Genomic DNA, 16,154 nt, shown 5'->3' with positions numbered 1-16,154 from the left:
CGGAACAGCTCGGAGAATCGGTTCCTCCGTAACGCTGCTACCACGTGTGGCGGATTTTCACCCCCCTCAGCACGTGGTTTCGCGTGAACCTCCTGTGAGGTGGTACTCGGCCCGGTCGTCGAGCAGCAGAGGGACCAGGGCCCGCAGGGACTGGCGCACGGGGACGAGCACGCCCCGGGCGTCCTTGCGGACACGCACGCCGTGGAGGGCGAGTTCGTCTCCCACCTCGGCGTACTGGGCGGCCGTGAGCCGGTAGCCGCAGGGCGGGTCGGCGATGACGTCCGCCGGTTCGGGCGGGTCGTTGTCGGCGCCGCCGACGTAGACCGGCCCCGTGGCGGCGTAGCCGGCGAGGCGGGCTCGGCCCGTGGCCGCCTCGATCCGGCCGCGGCGCTCGTCGGTGTAGCCGAACAAGCCCTCCAGAGCGGCCAGTTGCGAGGTCACCCGGCGCCGGTTGTTCAGCGCCTCGTCGGCCTTCTCGGCGTCGGTGAGCGGGTCCACGCGGCTCTCGATGAGCAGGCCGACGGAGTGTTTCACGCCGGACATGTTGCGCAGGATGCGCTCCTGCCCGTCCCCGGCGACCTGCCGGGTCGGCTCGCCCGTCACGGGGTCGGTCCAGATGCCGTAGGTGCCGGTCGAGTGCCCGGCCCGCTGCGCGGCGGGCCGGACGTACGCCCCGGACAGGGTCCGCGCCTCCTCGTGGACCGCGTCGTGCGTGTTGAGGTTGCGCGGCCAGAGGTCGAACAGGGCCTTGTCGTAGTACGGGGGTGTGGCGCCGTACTCGTGCAGGTCGTAGACGAGGTCCGGGCGCTGGTCGCGGATCACGGCGGCCAGGGCGCGCCCCTCGGCGGTCCGCAGGGCCAGGTGGTCGCGGTTGATGTCGACGCCGTCGCTGTTGCCGCGCGTGTTCGCGGCCCGGCCGTCCGGGTTGGCGGTCGGCACCACGAGGACGGTGGTGCGGTCCAAAAAGCGCCGGGTGCGGCTGTCCCGGGCGTGGGCCAGGTCGCGGATCGTGGTCAGACAGGCCTCGCGGCCGGAGGGTTCGTCGCCGTGCTGGCTGCACACGAGCAGCACCTTGTTGGCAGCGGCCCGGGTGCCGATGCGCACGAGTTGCAGGGGGCGGCCCTGCTCGGTCGTGCCGAAGCGGGACACGGAGACGCGGCTGCCGGAGCGGTCGACGGCCCGGAGGAAGTCCTGCTCCTCGGGCTGGGTGGTCCAGCGGGCGCCGTTCGTCCGCTCGAAGCCGGTGCGGGGCGGGGCGTCCGGGGCCGTCGCCTCGGCCGGGACGGTGATCAGGGACGCGGCGAGTGCCGCGGCGGTCAGGGTCAGGGCGCGGGCGCGGATCACTGGCTTCCCCCCGGGACGCGGTTCGTGGTGCGCGGCTCCCGTACGCCGTCCAGGAGGTCGGCGCCGGGCGTGACGGAGGCGGCGCCGGCGGTGGCGCGGGCGAAGGCGGCGGCTCCGCCGGCGAACGGCACGCGGGCCGAGGTGCGGGCGAGGTCGAGGCTGAGCTCCGGCCGGTCGGCGGGCGGGTCGATGAGGTCCTTGTCGGTGCCGGCCACGATCAGCGCCAGGCGGTGGCCCTTCGGCACGACGTGGTCGGTGGCGGCCAGGTCGAGGGTGATGGTGTACCGCTTGCCCGGGGTGAGCGGGGTGCCCTTGGCCTCGGAGGCGTGGTTGCCCAGGTCGGCCCAGCCGCGGCTGACGATCGTGTAGTCGACGTCGGCGGTCTTCGCCTTCGTCTCCTTGAAGCAGGAGATGTCGCCGGCGGTGCTCGCGCCCCAGCAGGTGCGGTCGGCGAGCGTGGTGATGCCCTCACCCGGGTCGGCGTAGTCGCGGATGGTCGCGGGGCCGACGTCGACGAGGACGGCGGAGAGGTGTGCCGTCGGGGTGGAGGGCGTGGCGGTGACGGTGACCTCGGAGGACCCGGACAGGCGCAGGTCGCGGGTGAGCGGTCCGGTGACGAAGCCGGCCTTCTCCGGTGTCGGCCGGTCGATGCTCGCGGCCCAGTCGGTCTCGCTGAGCCCGGGGTCGTCGGTGACGGTCTCGGTGCCGTGGCGGCGGTGCAGACCGAGGGTGCCGACACCGTCCCGGGTGCCCGGGCCGGGGCGCAGGGTGGCGGCGCGGGTGCCGGTCGGCGGCCAGGTCCGGGAGGTGCTCCACTGGTCGGGCGCGCGCTCGATGTCGGCCATGGGCGCGCGGTCGATGCCGTTGTCGTAGCCCATGAGTTCGTGGTCGAACCAGCGGTGCAGGGTGTCGACCCATTCCGCGCGCCGGAAGTCGAAGGGGTCGACGTGGCCGGTCTGCGAGAGCCAGATCTTGCGGTCGACGCCGTTCCTCGCGAGGGCGTCCCACCACTGGCCGACGTGCTTCATGCGGACGTTGAGGTCCTGCATGCCGTGGACGAGGAAGACGCTGGCGCGGACCTTGCGGGCGGCCTTCACGTAGTCGCGCTCGCTCCACAGCGGGGTCAGGTCGCCGGTGCGCGGCGCGCCGTCGACCAGCTTCCGCTGCACGGCAGCGCACTTGGCGCGGGCGTCGGGGCTGTTGACGTAGTTCGAGAGCCAGTCGGGGCCGGAGTCGTACAGCGGGGCACCCTGCTGGAAGTAGTAGTCGTACCAGGAGGAGATGGCGCTGATCGGGACGATGGTCTCCAGGCCCTCGACGCCGGTGGCGGCGACGCCGTTGGCGATGGTGCCGTCCCAGCTCTTGCCGATCATGCCGGTGCGGCCGTTGGTCCAGCCGGCCTCGGCGCGGGTCGTGCCGGTGCGGGTGGTGTAGGCCTTGGCGCGGCCGTTCAGCCAGTCGACGACGGCCTTCGCGGACTGGACGTCGGAGCGGCCGCCGACGTCGACGCAGCCGTCCGAGCGATTGGTTCCGGCCAGGTCGACGCCGACGACGGCGTAGCCGCGCGGAACGAAGTAGTTGTCGTAGAACAGCGGCATCTGCACGACGTCGCCGTGTCCGTCGTACGTCTTCTTCTGGCTCTCGTTGCCGCGCCCGCAGCAGGAGTAGTACGGGCTGGCGTCCATGATGACGGGGACCTTGCGGCCCTGGGCGGCGGGTTCGCGGGGGCGGACGATGTCGACGGCGACCCGGTCGGTCTTCCCGTCGCCGTCGCCGTCGAGCCGGGTGTCCACCCAGACGGCTTCGCGGATGGCGTTCTCGTAGGAGTGGACGGGTTCGCTCCCGCGGGGGGCGGCCTGGGCGGCCGCCGGGGTGAGGAGTGTGGCCATCAGGGCGGCCGTGGCCGCCGTCGCGAGCGGTCTCCAGGTCGTGAAGCGCGTGCGTTTCGGCATGCGCCGGACGGTACATCGGTGAACTCCTGTTCAGAAGAGGGCCGCTGACGGACCGGCGTGTCCGGAGGCGGCCGGCGGGGCTGGTGTCTCATGTCGGCCGAATGGCGATCGTGTGACAGCAGGGGCCATGGACATGACCAGAGGCACAGGGAGTCAATAGGCTCCGGACAGACTTCGGGACCTACGACTTGGAGCCTTGCGTGCACCGCAGAATCATCGTGCCGGGAGCCCTGGCAGCGGCCGTCCTCCTGCTGGCGATCCCGGCATCGGCCGCCCCCCACTCCCCCGGCGCGCCGGGTATCGGCGACCCCTACTACCCGGCCTACGGCAACGGCGGATACGACGTCTCCCACTACGACCTCCGGTTGAAGTACCAGCCGGCGACGGACGAGCTGGAGGGCACGGCGACCCTCGTGGTCCGCACCACGCAGGACCTGTCGCGCTTCAACCTCGACTTCCTGCTGGACGTCGACGAGGTGCGCGTCAACGGGACCAGGGCCTCGTTCACGGCCTCGGGCGAGCACGAGCTGGAGATCACGCCGAAGACCCCGCTGGCGAAGGGCGCGGCCGCCACGGTCGTCGTGCGCTACCACGGCGTGCCGTCGTCGAAGCGGGCCTACGGATTCACCAGCTGGCACCGCACCCCGGACGGCGGTGTCGCGGCCAACGAGCCGGAGGCGGCCGCCTGGTGGTTCCCGAGCAACGACCACCCCCTCGACAAGGCCACCTACGACGTGTCCGTGCTGGTCCCGGACGGCACCCAGGCGATCTCGAACGGCACGCTGCAGTCGACCAGTTCACGGCTCGGCTGGACGCGCTGGAACTGGCGCTCCAGCAAGCCGCAGGCCACGTACCTCGCGACGCTCGCCGTCGGGAAGTTCGACCTCACCACCGGCACGACCGACAGCGGCATCCCGGTCGTCAACGCCTACAGCAAGGACCTGGGCGACCACGCCGGCGCGGCCCGCGCGAGCATCGAGCGCAGCGGCGAGATCGCGGACTGGCTGAGCGGGTACTTCGGGCCCTACCCGTACAACGCGCTCGGCGGGTACGTGCCGAACACGAAGACGGGATACGCCCTGGAGACCCAGACCCGTCCGTACTACAGCCCCCGGCAGTTCGCGAACGGGTCGAACGTGTCCGTCGTCGTCCACGAGCTGGCCCACCAGTGGTACGGGGACGCGGTGTCCCTCAAGGGCTGGAAGGACATCTGGATCAACGAGGGCTTCGCCCGGTACGCGCAGTGGCTGTGGTCCGAGCACGAGGGCGAGGGGACGGCGCAGGAGCTCGCCGACCACGTGTACGCCTCGCACCCCGCCGACGACCCGTTCTGGACGGTCCGGCCCGGGGACCCCGGCCCGGACGACCAGTTCGACATCGCGGTCTACGACCGGGGCGCGCTGGCCGTGCAGGCGCTGCGCAACGCGATCGGCGACGAGGCCTTCTTCGCGATCCTGAAGGGCTGGCCGCAGAAGTACGCCCACGGCAACGCGTCGGTCGCCGACTTCCAGCGGTACGCCGAGGAGGTGTCCGGCAAGCCGCTGGCCGCCCTCTTCGACACGTGGCTGTTCCAGCCGTCCAAGCCGGACGTGCCGGCGGCCCGGGCCGCGGCGGTCGCGAAGGCGGGCAAGGCGGTCCCGCAGCCGAGGTCGTGGAAGAAGATCGCGGCGACCAACGGGGTGCACGAGCACGGCGGGCCCGCGCGGGGCGTCGGGCACCGTCACTGACGCGCCGCGCCGTGCCGGGCGGTCTACGGTGGGCCCGTACGCGCCGGGCGTATGGGCCCGGCGGCGTGCTGCGAGGGCTGCCGACGAAGGAGCCGGGCATGCGGAACGTGGCGATCATCGAGGCACCGTCCGCGCTCGGGCTGCGCCCGACGGGGGTGGAGGACCTGGCGCCGGCGCTGCTGGGCGCCGGGCTGGCCGACGCGCTCGGCGCGGACGCCGCGGGGCGGGTCGAGCCGCCGCCGTACGACCCGGAGCGGGACGCGTCGACCGGGGTGCTGAACCCGGGCGGCATCGCGGCGTACTCCGCGGCGCTGGCCGACGCCGTCGGCGGTGTCCTGGACGGCGGCCGGTTCCCGCTGGTGCTCGGCGGCGACTGCAGCGTGCTGCTCGGCAACCTGCTCGCGCTGCGCCGCCGGGACCGGCACGGGCTGCTCTTCCTCGACGGGCACACGGACTTCTACCAGCCGGAGGCGGAGCCGGCCGGTGAGGTGGCCTCGATGGAACTCGCGCTGGCCACGGGGCGCGGCCCGCGCGTCCTGGCCGACCTGGAGGGCCGGGGCCCGCTGGTGCGGGACGAGGACGTCGTCGCGCTGGGGTTCCGGGACGCGGAGGAGTCCGCGGCGTTCGGGATGCAGCCGCTGCCGGACGCGCTGCACGCGATGGAACTGGACACTGTGCGCGCCCTGGGGGCGGGCGAGGCGGCCCGGCGCGCGGTCGGGCTGCTGGGCGGCGACGGCGCGGGCGCCGGGTTCTGGGTGCATCTCGACGTCGACGTGCTGGACGACGCGCTCATGCCCGCCGTCGACTACCGCCAGCCGGACGGCCTGACCTGGCAGGAGCTGGAGACGGTCCTGCGCACGGCCCTGTCCTCCGGCGCGGCCGTGGGCCTCGACGTGGCGATCTTCAACCCCCGCCTGGACCCCGACGGGACGCTCGCGCACCGCCTGGCCGACTGCCTGGTCCGGTCCTTCGACGGCCGGGACTGAACCCGGGGCTCACTCCCCGTGGTCGTGCACCGTCACCGGTATGCCCCGGCGCACCAGCCGCTCCTCGATCAGCGGCTCCACGCGGGACCTGGTGCCCCCCCCGGCCGGACCGCAGCCGATCCGGGGCATGTGCACGGAGGCACCCGGCTCCCGGGCCCTGCCCGCCCTTCACCGGCGGAACGGTGGCGTCACCCCGGACGTGGTTGATCCCCGACATGACGCCACCGTAGGCGAGGCCACTGACAGCCGGGCCCCGTCCGCTACTTCGTCAGGCGGGACAGTTCCCGGTCCGCCGTCCGGGAGACGCGGCGGCGGATGCCGTACCAGCCCGCCACCAGCATGATCGCGATCAGCGGGATGAGCAGGAGCGTCCTGCGGCCGACCTCGGGGTCGTTCCACATCATGGCGAGGCAGGCCAGCAGGAAGGCGATCGTGGCGATCTCCGTGACCGGGCTGCCGAAGAGGCGGAAGGAGGGCCGGGCGACCAGACCCGCCTTGGCGCGGCGGACGAAGACCAGGTGGCAGATCATGATGATCACCCACGTGCTGATGATGCCGAGGGAGGCGACGTTCAGCACGATCTCGAAGGCCTGGGCGGGGACCAGGAAGTTCAGTCCGACGCCGAGCACGCAGACCCCGCAGGTGAGCAGGATGCCGCCGTAGGGGACCTGGCTGCGGTTCATGCGGGCGGTGAACCTGGGCGCCGAGCCGGCCATCGCCATGGAGCGCAGGATGCGGCCCGTGGAGTACAGGCCGGAGTTGAGCGAGGACATGGCGGCCGTGAGGACCACCAGGTTCATCACGTCGCCCGCGGCCGGGACGCCGATCTTCGACAGGACCGTGACGAAGGGGCTCTGGTCGGCCGAGTAGACCGAACCGGGCAGCAGCAGGGCCAGCAGGACGACCGAGCCGACGTAGAACAGGCCGACGCGCCACATGATCGAGTTCACCGCGCGCGGGACGACCTTCTCCGGCTCGGCGGTCTCGCCCGCGGCGACGCCGACCAGTTCCAGCGCGGCGTAGGCGAAGATCACGCCCTGCATCACGAGGACGACGGGCATCACGCCGTGCGGGAGGACGCCGCCGTTGTCGGTGATCACGCTCAGGCCCGGGGTGTGCCCGCCCACCTCGTGCTGCGTGGCGAGCAGGAAGATGCCGATGAGCATGAAGCCGACCAGCGTCGCGACCTTGATGATCGCGAACCAGAACTCCATCTCGCCGAAGATCTTCACCGAGATCAGGTTCACGGCCAGCACCACCGCGAGGGCGACCAGGGCGAGCACCCACTGCGGGATGTCGGTGAACAGGCTCCAGTAGTGCGTGTAGAGCGCGATCGCGGTGATGTCGGCGATGCCGGTGGTCGACCAGTTCAGGAAGTACATCCAGCCGGCGACGTAGGCGCCCTTCTCACCGAGGAACTCGCGCGCGTACGACACGAACGAACCGGAGGAGGGGCGGTACAGGACCAGCTCGCCGAGGGCCCGGACCACGAAGAAGGCGAAGACGCCGCACACCAGGTACGCCAGTGCGAGCGCCGGGCCGGCGTTGTGCAGCCGGCCGCCTGCCCCCAGGAAGAGACCGGTGCCGATCGCGCCGCCGATGGCGATCATGTTGACGTGGCGGGCCTTGAGGTCCTTGCTGTAGCCGGCGTCGCCCGCGTCCGCGGGCACCCGGGCCGCATCGGTACGCGGCGTGGCCGCAGCCGTGTTCACGGCGTCCTTGCTCACGGGTGGTTCCACTTCCTGGATCGCCCCGGACGTCGTGGGCCCGGGGTCCGTACAGTGCGTTGGCCCGCACCACCCTTGTGACGCGGCACAGACCAAGGCAGCACTTTCCCACACGCCTCAGCCGACACACGGTGAGCGGCGTCACAGAGCGTGACTTCTCACAAGGTCCCCCGCGGATGCGCACAGCGGCCGCCCGGCGTTCACCGCATGGCCATCGGCTGCTGCGGATGTGGTGTCACAGCAGTGGTGAGACAGCGATACTGCTGCACATGACGACCGACGCCGAGGAGCCGACCCTCACGATCGACGAACTGGCCGCCCGGGCCGGTGTCACGGTGCGCACGGTCCGCTTCTACGGCACGAAGGGGCTGCTGCCGCCACCGGTGCTCGGTCCCCGGCGCGTGGGCCGCTACGGGCCGGAGCACCTGGCCCGGCTGGCGCTGATCGAGGAGCTGCAGCACCAGGGCATGACGCTGGCCGGCATCGAGCGGTACCTGCGCCGGCTGCCGCCGGACGTGAGCGCGCACGACCTGGCCGTCCACCGGGCGGTGGTGGCGTCCTGGGCGCCGGACACCGTCGCGAGGGTCACCCGCGGGGAACTGTCCCGGCGAGCCGGGCGGCCGCTGGACGAGGAGGACGTCGAGCGGCTCGTCGCGATGGGCGTGGTCCGGCCCGCCCAGGACGGCTTCGAGGCCGACCTGGGCCTGCTCCGGCTGGGCGCCGGGCTGCTGGACGTCCCTCTCTCCCCGGAGGCGATCTCCGCGGCGCGCAAGGTCCTGCTCGAACACGCCCGCGCCGCGGCCCGGGAGCTCTCCCAGCTCTTCCGCGGCGAGGTGGCCGAGCGTGACGCGCGGGACGTGCGGTCCCTGTCGGCGCACATGCACCCCTTGGTGGTGCAGGCGCTCCTCACCGCGTTCCAGCGCTCGCTCAAGGAAGAGCTGGGCGAGTGGCTGACCGGGGACTCCGGCGGGTCAGCCGCGGGCTGAGTCGCTGAAGCGCTCCCCCTTCTCCGCCTTCTCCACGAGCAGGGCCGGCGGCGTGAACCGGTCGCCGTAGCGCTCGGCGAGCTCCCGCGCGCGGGCCACGAAGCCGGGCAGTCCGACACCTGCGGCGCCGCCGTCGTAGCCGTTGATGTACTGCAGCACGCCACCGGTCCAGCCGGGGAAGCCGATGCCGAAGACGGAGCCGATGTTGGCGTCGGCGACGGAGGTCAGCACGCCCTCCTCCAGCAGCCGGACGGTGTCCAGCGCCTCGGAGAACAGCATGCGCTCCTGCATGTCCCGGAACGGGATGCGGTGCTCGGGCCGGGTGAAGTGCTCGCGCAGGCCCGGCCAGAGCCCGGCGCGCCTGCCGTCCTCGTCGTAGTCGTAGAAGCCGGCGCCGCCGCTGCGGCCGGTGCGGCCGAACTCGTCGACCATGCGGTCGATGACCGTGTCGGCCGGGTGGGGCGTCCAGGTGCCGCCGGCCTCCTCGACCGCGCGCCGGGACTCGGCGCGGATCTTCCGGGGCAGGGTCAGTGTCAGCTCGTCCATCAGGGACAGGACCTTGGCCGGGTAGCCGGCCTGGGCCGCGGCCTGTTCGACCGACGCGGGCTCGATGCCCTCGCCGACCATGGCGACGCCCTCGTTGATGAACTGGCCGATGACGCGGGAGGTGAAGAAGCCGCGCGAGTCGTTGACGACGATCGGCGTCTTGTTGATCTGCCGGACCAGGTCGAAGGCGCGGGCCAGCGCCTCCTCGCCCGTGCGCTCGCCCTTGATGATCTCCACGAGCGGCATCTTGTCGACCGGCGAGAAGAAGTGCAGTCCGATGAAGTCGGCCTGGCGCTCGACGCCTTCGGCGAGGGCGGTGATGGGCAGGGTGGAGGTGTTGGAGCACAGCAGCGCGTCGGGGGCGACGACGTGCTGGATCTCCTGGAACACCTTGTGCTTGAGGGAGGTGTCCTCGAAGACGGCCTCGATGACCGCGTCGCAGCCGGCCACATCCTGGACCTCGGCGGTGGGCGTGATGCGGGCGAGCAGCGCGTCGGCCTTCTCCTGGGTCGTACGGCCCTTGGCGACCGCCTTGGCGCACAGCTTCTCGGAGTAGCCCCTGCCCTTGAGGGCGGCCTCCAGGGACACGTCCTTCAGGACGACGTCGATGCCGGCGCGGGCGCAGGAGTAGGCGATGCCGGCGCCCATCATGCCGGCGCCGAGGACGGCGACCTTGCGGACCGTGCGGGGCTCGACGCCCTTGGGGCGGTTGGCGCCGGAGTTGACGGCCTGGAGGTCGAAGAAGAACGCCTGGATCATGTTCTTCGAGGTCTGACCGACGGCCAGTTCGACGAAGTAGCGGGCCTCGATGACCTGGGCGGTCTCGAAGTCGACCTGGGAGCCCTCGACGGCGGCGGCGAGGATGTTGCGCGGGGCGGGATAGGGGGCGCCGCCCGTCTGCTTGCGCAGGGTGGCGGGGAAGGCGGGCAGGTTCGCGGCGAACCTGGGGTTGGCAGGCGTGCCGCCCGGGATGCGGTAGCCCGGCTTGTCCCAGGGCTGCTGTGACTCGGGGTTGGCGTCGATGAAGGCCCTGGCCTTGGCGAGCATGTCCTCGTGGCTGTCGGCGACCTCGTCGACGAGGCCGTTGTCCAGGGCGCGGCGCGGGCTGTACTGGGTGCCCTGGAGCAGGACCTTGAGCAGGGCGTCGGCGATGCCCAGCAGGCGGACGGTGCGGACGACTCCGCCGCCTCCGGGCAGCAGGCCGAGGGTGACCTCGGGGCAGCCGATCTTCGAGCCGGGCGCGTCCAGGGCGATCCGGTGGTGGCAGGCCAGCGCGATCTCGTAACCGCCGCCCAGGGCCGCGCCGTTGAGGGCGGCGACGACGGGCTTGCCGAGGGTCTCGATGCGACGCAGGTTCCGCTTGATCGCCATGCCGCCGTCGAACAGCTCCTGGGCCGTCTCGGGAGTGACGCGGATCAGGTCGCGCAGATCGCCGCCGGCGAAGAAGGTCTTCTTGGCGGAGGTGATGATGACGCCCCTGATGGTGTCCTTCTCGGCCTCCAGCCGGTCGGTGACGGCGGCGAGGGAGTCGCGGAACGCCTGGTTCATGGTGTTCGCGGACTGGTTCGGATCGTCGATGACCAGGGTGACGAGGCCGGTGCGGTCCTGTTCCCAGCGGATGGTGGTGGACTCAGTGCTCATGTGGAGGTGCTCCGTGTGATCCGTCGGGAGGGGGTCAGATGCGCTCGACGATCGTGGCGACGCCCATGCCGCCGCCGACGCACAGCGTGGCGAGGCCGAAGCGCTTGTCCTGGCGCTCCAGTTCGTCGACGAGGGTGCCGAGGATCATCGCGCCGGTCGCGCCGAGGGGGTGGCCGAGCGCGATCGCGCCGCCGTTGACGTTGACCTTGTCCAGGGACAGGCCCATGTCCTTCACGAAGCGCAGCACGACGGCCGCGAAGGCCTCGTTGATCTCGACGAGGTCGATGTCGTCGATGGCCAGGCCCGCCTTGGCGAGGGCCTTGCGGGTGGCGGGGGCGGGTCCGGTGAGCATGATGGTGGGCTCGGAGCCGGAGACGGCGGCGGAGACGATCCGCGCGCGGGGCGTGAGGCCGTAGCGCTCGCCGACCTCCTTGGAGCCGATCGCGACGAGCGAGGCGCCGTCGACGATGCCGGAGGAGTTGCCCGCGTGGTGGACGTGGTCGATCTTCTCCACCCAGTGGTACTGCTGGAGCGCGACGGCGTCGAAGCCGCCGTGTTCGCCGATGTCCGCGAAGGACGGCTTCAGCTTGGCGAGGGAGTCGGCGGTGGTGCCGGGGCGCGGGAACTCGTCGTGGTCGAGGACGACCAGGCCGCTGCGGTCCTTCACCGGGACGACGGACCGGTCGAAGCGGCCGTCCTTCATCGCGGTGGCGGCCCGCTCCTGGGAGAGCGCGGCGTACTCGTCGACGTCGCGCCGGGAGAAGCCCTCGATGGTGGCGATGAGGTCGGCGCCGATGCCCTGCGGCACGAAGTTGACCTGGAGGTTGGTCATCGGGTCGTTGAACCAGGCGCCGCCGTCGGAGGCCATCGGCACGCGGGACATCGACTCGACGCCGCCGGCGAGGACCAGGTCCTCCCAGCCGGAACGGACCTTGGCGGCGGCCAGGTTGACGGCCTCCAGGCCCGAGGCACAGAAGCGGTTCTCCTGCACGCCCGCGACCGTGTCGGGCAGCCCCGCGGCGATGGCGGCGATCCGGGCGATGTCGGAGCCCTGGTCGCCGACCGGGCCGACCACGCCGAGCACGATGTCGTCGACGGCGGCCGGGTCCAGGTCCGGGAAGCGGGCGCGGATCTCGTGGATGAGTCCGACGACCAGGTCGATGGGCTTGGTGCCGTGCAGGGCGCCGTTCGCCTTGCCGCGGCCGCGCGGGGTGCGGATCGCGTCGTACACATACGCTTCGGTGCTCACGGGGAGGCCTTTCACTGAGGGGTGCGGGACGAGGGAAGCAGCCCGGGGAGGTCCCAGTCCCGGGCGACGTCCGCCGTGTCGGCTCCCGGCCGGGCCGGGCCGCTGCGGACGGAGGTCGGGGTCGCGGAGAAACGGGGGGCCGGGGCGGGCTGGGTGATGCCGCCGTGGTCGGTGAAGGTGCCGCGGGCTGCCAGATGCGGGTGGTGCGGGGCCTCGCGCAGCGACAGCACGGGCGCCACGCACGCGTCGGTGCCCTCGAAGACGGCCGTCCACTCGTCCCTGGTGCGGGTGCTGAAGCGGGCGGCGACCTGCTCGCGCAGGTCGCCCCAGCGGGCGACGTCCGTGCGGGCGGCGCCCTGGTCCCCGATCCCGAGCAGGGTGAGGAACTCCTCGTAGAACCGCGGCTCCAGGGCGCCGACGGCCATGTACCGGCCGTCGGCGGTCTCGTACGTGCCGTAGTAGGGGCAGCCGCCGTCGAGGAGGTTGGCGCCGCGGCGGTCCTGCCAGCCGCCGGCGGCGAGCATGCCGTGGATCATCGAGGCGAGGTGGGCGGTGCCGTCGACGATGGCGGCGTCCACGACCTGACCGGTGCCCGTCGCCCGCGCGTGGTGGAGGGCGGCGAGGACGCCGACCACGAGGTAGAGGGAGCCGCCCGCGTAGTCGCCGAGCAGGTTGGCGGGGACCGGCGGCGGCTCGCCGGGGCGGCCGATCATGCCGAGGACGCCGGTGGGGGCGATGTAGGAGACGTCGTGCCCGGCGCGCGGGGCGAGCGGGCCGTCCTGGCCCCAGCCGGTCATCCGGCCGTAGACCAGGCGCGGGTTGCGGGCGTGGCAGTCCCCGGGTCCGACGCCGAGGCGTTCGGCGACGCCGGGGCGGTAGCCCTCGACGAGGACGTCGGCGCGAGCGGCCAGGTCGAGCACCCGCTCGGGGCCGTCGGGCGCCTTCAGGTCGACGACCACCGAGCGCTTGTTGCGGTTGGTGACGTCACGCGCCGGGTCGATCCCGAGCCCGGGTCCGCCGGGCCGGTCCACGCGTACGACGTCGGCGCCGAGGTCGGCCAGGAGCATGGCGGCGAACGGGCCGGGCCCGATGCCGGCCAGCTCGACCACGCGCACGCCGGTGAGCGGGCCGTCTGCGGGCGTCCTTGCCGTGGTCATCCAGCCCCCAGTGCTGTGACACAAGTGATGTAACACCAGTGATGCTAAGAACACGTTCCACTCGGCACAAGGCCTGAACGAGCAAGCGCTTAGCAATCTGCCGGACGGGGTCAGTCCGCGTCCAGTTCGACTGTCAGCCGCTTCGGGGCGATCACCCGGTAGCTCTCCTCCACCCAGTCGCAGAGGATCTCCGCGGCCGGGGCGCCCTGCCGCTCCAGCGGGACGCTCACCCAGCCCGCCCTGCCCAGGCCGTAGCCGGCGGGCTCGGCGCCGGGGCAGGCCAGCGCGTGCGCGTGCGCCGTCTCGTCCTTGAGCTTCACCGTCACCCCCAGGGGGTGACTGCCGTCCTGGACGCCGAGGAAGACGAACACCTTGCCGTTGACCTTCGCGACGGACTCGCCCCACGGGAACTCCTCGACGGCGCCCGGCAGCCCCAGCGCGAACGCGCGGGCTTTCTCCCACTTCTTCAGGGCATTCCTGGGCACGGCCATCGCGTTCCTCCGGGCTCGTCGTCGGGCTCCGCACCGCTCACGCTAGCCTCGGCCACCGACAACGGCACGGGCTGCACGACCGAGGGGTGTCATGAGCAGGCAAAACAGGACGGACCGTCCGTACGACATCGTGCTCTTCGGAGCCACCAGTTTCGCCGGCACCCTCACCGCCGAGTACCTGGCCGCGCACGCGCCCGCCGGACTGCGCTGGGCGATCGCCGGCCGCAGCGAGGAGAAGCTGGCACGGCTGCGGGAGCGGCTGTCCGGCGGCGCGGAGATCGGCGTGCTCCGGGCGGACGTGTCCGACCCGGCCTCGCTGCACGCCCTGGCCGGGCAGGCGCGCGTGGTGGCCACGACGGTCGGCCCGTACGTGCGGTACGGCGAGGAACTCGTCGCCGCCTGCGCGGACGCCGGGACGGACTACCTGGACCTGTGCGGCGAGCCCGAGTTCGTGGACCTGATGTACGTCCGGCACGACGCTCGCGCGCGGGAGACCGGGGCGCGGCTGGTGCACGCCGCCGGATTCGACTCGATCCCGCACGACCTCGGCGTGTACTTCACCGTGCAGCAGCTGCCGCAGGACGTGCCGTTGAGCGTCGAGGGCTTCGTGACGGTCGACGCGACGTTCTCGGGCGGCACCTTCGCCTCCGCCCTCGGCCAGTTCGCCCGGCAGCGGGAGATGGCGGCGGCCGCGCGGGACCGGCGGCGGCACGAGCCGCGGCTGGTGGGACGGCGGGCCTCGGCGCCGCTGGGCCGGCCGCGGTTCGCCAAGGAGGTCGGGGCGTGGGCGCTGCCGATGCCGACCATCGACCCGCAGATCGTGCGGCGCTCGGCGTCGGCGCTGGACCGCTACGGACCCGATTTCCGCTACCGCCAGTACGCGGCCGTCCGCCGGCTGCCGGTCGCGGTGGGCGGGGTCGCGGCGGTCGGCGCGCTGGTCGCGGCGGCCCAGGTGCCCGCCGCGCGGCGCCGGCTGTCGGACCGGCTGAAGTCCGGGGACGGGCCCGGTCCCGAGAAGCGGGCCCGTAGCTGGTTCTCCGTGCGTTTCGTGGGCGAGGGCGGCGGCCGGCGGGTGTACACGGAGGTCTCGGGCGGCGATCCCGGCTACGGCGAGACGGCGAAGATGCTGGCCGAGTCGGCGCTGTGCCTGGCCTTCGACGAACTGCCCCGGACGGCCGGCCAGGTCACCACGGCGGTCGCGATGGGGGACGCGCTCGTCGGCCGGCTGCGGGCGGCGGGCATCCGCTTCCGCGTGGCGGCGGTCCGCTGAGACGGCGCCGGGTGGCTACAGCGGCCACTCGGCGATGGTGTAGATCATCCCGGCGATCCAGGCGAGGCCGGCCAGCACGGCGAGGATCAGCCCGATGGTGACGGCCCGCTCGACCGTCTGGGTCGGGCCGGCAACTGGCTTGGGGGCGCGGTGCGTCGTCATGCCCGCCAGCCTGCCGAGAGGACACCGGCCGGACATCCGTACACGTACTCAGAGGTCGTACTCACTTCCGACGCATGCGATGTGCCTCGAAGTCTCCCTGGAAGAGGAAGCGTTGGCGAAGGACCCGGCGGGCGGACCGGGCCGGCGATCCGCGACTCGCGGTACCGGGAGGTGGGCCGCCGGCGGGTGGCGGGTCAGGCCGAGCAGGCCGCCCGGAGCGCCTCGCGGCACCGCGCGTCCGCCCTGCGGGTGGTCTCCGGGAGGCGGTACGCGGGGGTGAGGGCGAGGGTGTGGGCGCAGGCGGCGGCCAGGCCGACGCGGTGGCCCACGGAGACGAAGACCGGCTTGACCCCGTCCCGGGTGCGCAGGGCGCGGCCGACCTCCTCAAAGCCGGCGAGCAGCGCCGAGCTGCTGCCGCGCGGGGTGTCCGGGTCGTCGTAGGTGAAGGTGAAGGGGTTCTTGGCGACGCCGATCGTGGGCAGGCCGGTCAGGACGCCGAGATGGCTGGCGAGGCCGAAGCGGCGGGGGTGGGCGAGGCCGTAGCCGTCGCAGACGACCAGGCCCGGGTCGCACGGCAGGGCGTCGAGGGCGGCCAGCACCGTGGGGATCTCGCGGAAGGCGAGCAGCCCGGGCACGTAGGGGAAGGAGATCCGGCCCACCGCGGTGGCCTCGGCGACGACGTCGAGGCTCGCCGCGTCCAGGACGACCGCGGCCGCCGCGACGACGTCCCGTTCGTCGTCGTAGGCGACGTCGACTCCGGTCACCCGGCCGGTCCCGGGCGGCGGGCCCGGTTCGTCGAGGATCACCCGCTCGCGCAGGGTGTCCTGGACGGCGCGGGCCTGCTCCTCGGTGGCGGGCCAGTCCTCGGGGATGCGTACGGTCGTCATGGTGCCCCGAGCCTACGGGCCATGCCGAG

13 protein-coding genes and 1 pseudogene are annotated in these 16,154 nt (G+C 72.7%); 4 read left to right on the top strand and 10 right to left on the bottom strand.

The genetic code is table 11. The features are described 5' to 3' along the window. Positions 1–66: 66 nt before the first annotated feature. Both ACPXCS_RS01075 and ACPXCS_RS01070 read right to left on the bottom strand, forming a co-directional pair. The gene (locus ACPXCS_RS01075; protein WP_425945975.1) at positions 67–1,344 is read right to left on the bottom strand and encodes a M14 family metallopeptidase; all 1,278 of its coding nucleotides are present in this window, start codon (positions 1,342–1,344) and stop codon (positions 67–69) included. Beyond that, positions 1,341–3,296, bottom strand: coding sequence for a Xaa-Pro dipeptidyl-peptidase (locus tag ACPXCS_RS01070; RefSeq protein WP_425945974.1), 1,956 nt, complete (start codon positions 3,294–3,296; stop codon positions 1,341–1,343). The genes ACPXCS_RS01075 and ACPXCS_RS01070 overlap by 4 nt, the downstream gene beginning before the upstream one ends. A gap of 200 nt (positions 3,297–3,496) precedes the next feature. Between ACPXCS_RS01070 and ACPXCS_RS01065 the strand changes: the two genes are divergently transcribed. Together ACPXCS_RS01065 and ACPXCS_RS01060 are read left to right on the top strand one after the other, a co-directional pair. Further along, positions 3,497–5,023 (top strand): M1 family metallopeptidase, encoded by a 1,527-nt coding sequence (locus ACPXCS_RS01065; RefSeq protein ID WP_425945973.1) that lies wholly within the window; start codon positions 3,497–3,499, stop codon positions 5,021–5,023. 98 nt (positions 5,024–5,121) lie between these two features. Further along, the gene (locus ACPXCS_RS01060; RefSeq protein ID WP_425945972.1) at positions 5,122–6,009 is read left to right on the top strand and encodes an arginase family protein; all 888 of its coding nucleotides are present in this window, start codon (positions 5,122–5,124) and stop codon (positions 6,007–6,009) included. A 9-nt stretch (positions 6,010–6,018) separates the two neighbouring features. Here ACPXCS_RS01060 and ACPXCS_RS01055 read toward each other — a convergent pair. Together ACPXCS_RS01055 and ACPXCS_RS01050 are read right to left on the bottom strand one after the other, a co-directional pair. Beyond that, positions 6,019–6,174 (bottom strand): annotated as a pseudogene (locus ACPXCS_RS01055) (Appr-1-p processing protein); the annotation flags it as partial. Between the two features lie 95 nt (positions 6,175–6,269). Continuing rightward, on the bottom strand, positions 6,270–7,736 hold the full coding sequence (locus tag ACPXCS_RS01050; RefSeq protein WP_425945971.1) for an amino acid permease: 1,467 nt from the start codon (positions 7,734–7,736) through the stop codon (positions 6,270–6,272). 269 nt (positions 7,737–8,005) lie between these two features. On the opposite strand from ACPXCS_RS01050, the gene ACPXCS_RS01045 reads away from it, so the two are divergent. Next, positions 8,006–8,722 carry a MerR family transcriptional regulator gene (locus tag ACPXCS_RS01045; RefSeq protein WP_425945970.1) on the top strand — a complete coding sequence of 239 codons (717 nt, stop codon included), beginning with the start codon at positions 8,006–8,008 and terminating at the stop codon, positions 8,720–8,722. On the opposite strand, the gene ACPXCS_RS01040 is transcribed toward ACPXCS_RS01045, so the two are convergent. The 4 genes from ACPXCS_RS01040 to ACPXCS_RS01025 form a co-directional block, all read right to left on the bottom strand. After that, positions 8,708–10,909 (bottom strand): 3-hydroxyacyl-CoA dehydrogenase NAD-binding domain-containing protein, encoded by a 2,202-nt coding sequence (locus ACPXCS_RS01040; protein ID WP_425945969.1) that lies wholly within the window; start codon positions 10,907–10,909, stop codon positions 8,708–8,710. The two genes, ACPXCS_RS01045 and ACPXCS_RS01040, sit on opposite strands and share 15 nt — an antisense overlap. A gap of 34 nt (positions 10,910–10,943) precedes the next feature. Beyond that, positions 10,944–12,158 carry an acetyl-CoA C-acetyltransferase gene (locus tag ACPXCS_RS01035; protein ID WP_425945968.1) on the bottom strand — a complete coding sequence of 405 codons (1,215 nt, stop codon included), beginning with the start codon at positions 12,156–12,158 and terminating at the stop codon, positions 10,944–10,946. A gap of 11 nt (positions 12,159–12,169) precedes the next feature. Further along, the gene (locus ACPXCS_RS01030) at positions 12,170–13,315 is read right to left on the bottom strand and encodes a CaiB/BaiF CoA transferase family protein (protein WP_425945967.1); all 1,146 of its coding nucleotides are present in this window, start codon (positions 13,313–13,315) and stop codon (positions 12,170–12,172) included. A gap of 110 nt (positions 13,316–13,425) precedes the next feature. Then, positions 13,426–13,806, bottom strand: coding sequence for an MmcQ/YjbR family DNA-binding protein (locus ACPXCS_RS01025; RefSeq protein WP_425945966.1), 381 nt, complete (start codon positions 13,804–13,806; stop codon positions 13,426–13,428). Between the two features lie 91 nt (positions 13,807–13,897). Between ACPXCS_RS01025 and ACPXCS_RS01020 the strand changes: the two genes are divergently transcribed. Then, positions 13,898–15,076, top strand: coding sequence for a saccharopine dehydrogenase family protein (locus ACPXCS_RS01020; RefSeq protein ID WP_425945965.1), 1,179 nt, complete (start codon positions 13,898–13,900; stop codon positions 15,074–15,076). A gap of 15 nt (positions 15,077–15,091) precedes the next feature. Here the strand turns inward: ACPXCS_RS01020 and mmpA are convergent, their stop codons facing one another. Together mmpA and ACPXCS_RS01010 are read right to left on the bottom strand one after the other, a co-directional pair. Then, the gene (gene mmpA / locus ACPXCS_RS01015; protein ID WP_356922707.1) at positions 15,092–15,238 is read right to left on the bottom strand and encodes a morphogenic membrane protein MmpA; all 147 of its coding nucleotides are present in this window, start codon (positions 15,236–15,238) and stop codon (positions 15,092–15,094) included. A gap of 194 nt (positions 15,239–15,432) precedes the next feature. Next, entirely contained in the window at positions 15,433–16,125 is a 693-nt protein-coding gene (locus ACPXCS_RS01010; protein WP_425945964.1) for an endonuclease V, read from the bottom strand. Positions 16,126–16,154: the final 29 nt, after the last annotated feature.

Source organism: Streptomyces sp. DT190 (assembly GCF_049846985.1).
GTDB lineage: Bacteria > Actinomycetota > Actinomycetes > Streptomycetales > Streptomycetaceae > Streptomyces.
Note: the sequence above shows the minus strand (reverse complement) of the source record. Positions and strands in the feature narration are given on the sequence as shown.

Bases quoted from the DNA above. Each gene is read 5' to 3' on its own strand.
- ACPXCS_RS01045 (WP_425945970.1), top strand. From the start codon at position 8,006: ATGACGACCGACGCCGAGGAGCCGACCCTCACGATCGACGAACTGGCC.
- mmpA (WP_356922707.1), bottom strand. From the start codon at position 15,238: ATGACGACGCACCGCGCCCCCAAGCCAGTTGCCGGCCCGACCCAGACG.
- ACPXCS_RS01070 (WP_425945974.1), bottom strand. From the start codon at position 3,296: ATGCCGAAACGCACGCGCTTCACGACCTGGAGACCGCTCGCGACGGCG.
- ACPXCS_RS01010 (WP_425945964.1), bottom strand. From the start codon at position 16,125: ATGACGACCGTACGCATCCCCGAGGACTGGCCCGCCACCGAGGAGCAG.
- ACPXCS_RS01025 (WP_425945966.1), bottom strand. From the start codon at position 13,806: ATGGCCGTGCCCAGGAATGCCCTGAAGAAGTGGGAGAAAGCCCGCGCG.
- ACPXCS_RS01030 (WP_425945967.1), bottom strand. From the start codon at position 13,315: ATGACCACGGCAAGGACGCCCGCAGACGGCCCGCTCACCGGCGTGCGC.
- ACPXCS_RS01060 (WP_425945972.1), top strand. From the start codon at position 5,122: ATGCGGAACGTGGCGATCATCGAGGCACCGTCCGCGCTCGGGCTGCGC.
- ACPXCS_RS01020 (WP_425945965.1), top strand. From the start codon at position 13,898: ATGAGCAGGCAAAACAGGACGGACCGTCCGTACGACATCGTGCTCTTC.
- ACPXCS_RS01040 (WP_425945969.1), bottom strand. From the start codon at position 10,909: ATGAGCACTGAGTCCACCACCATCCGCTGGGAACAGGACCGCACCGGC.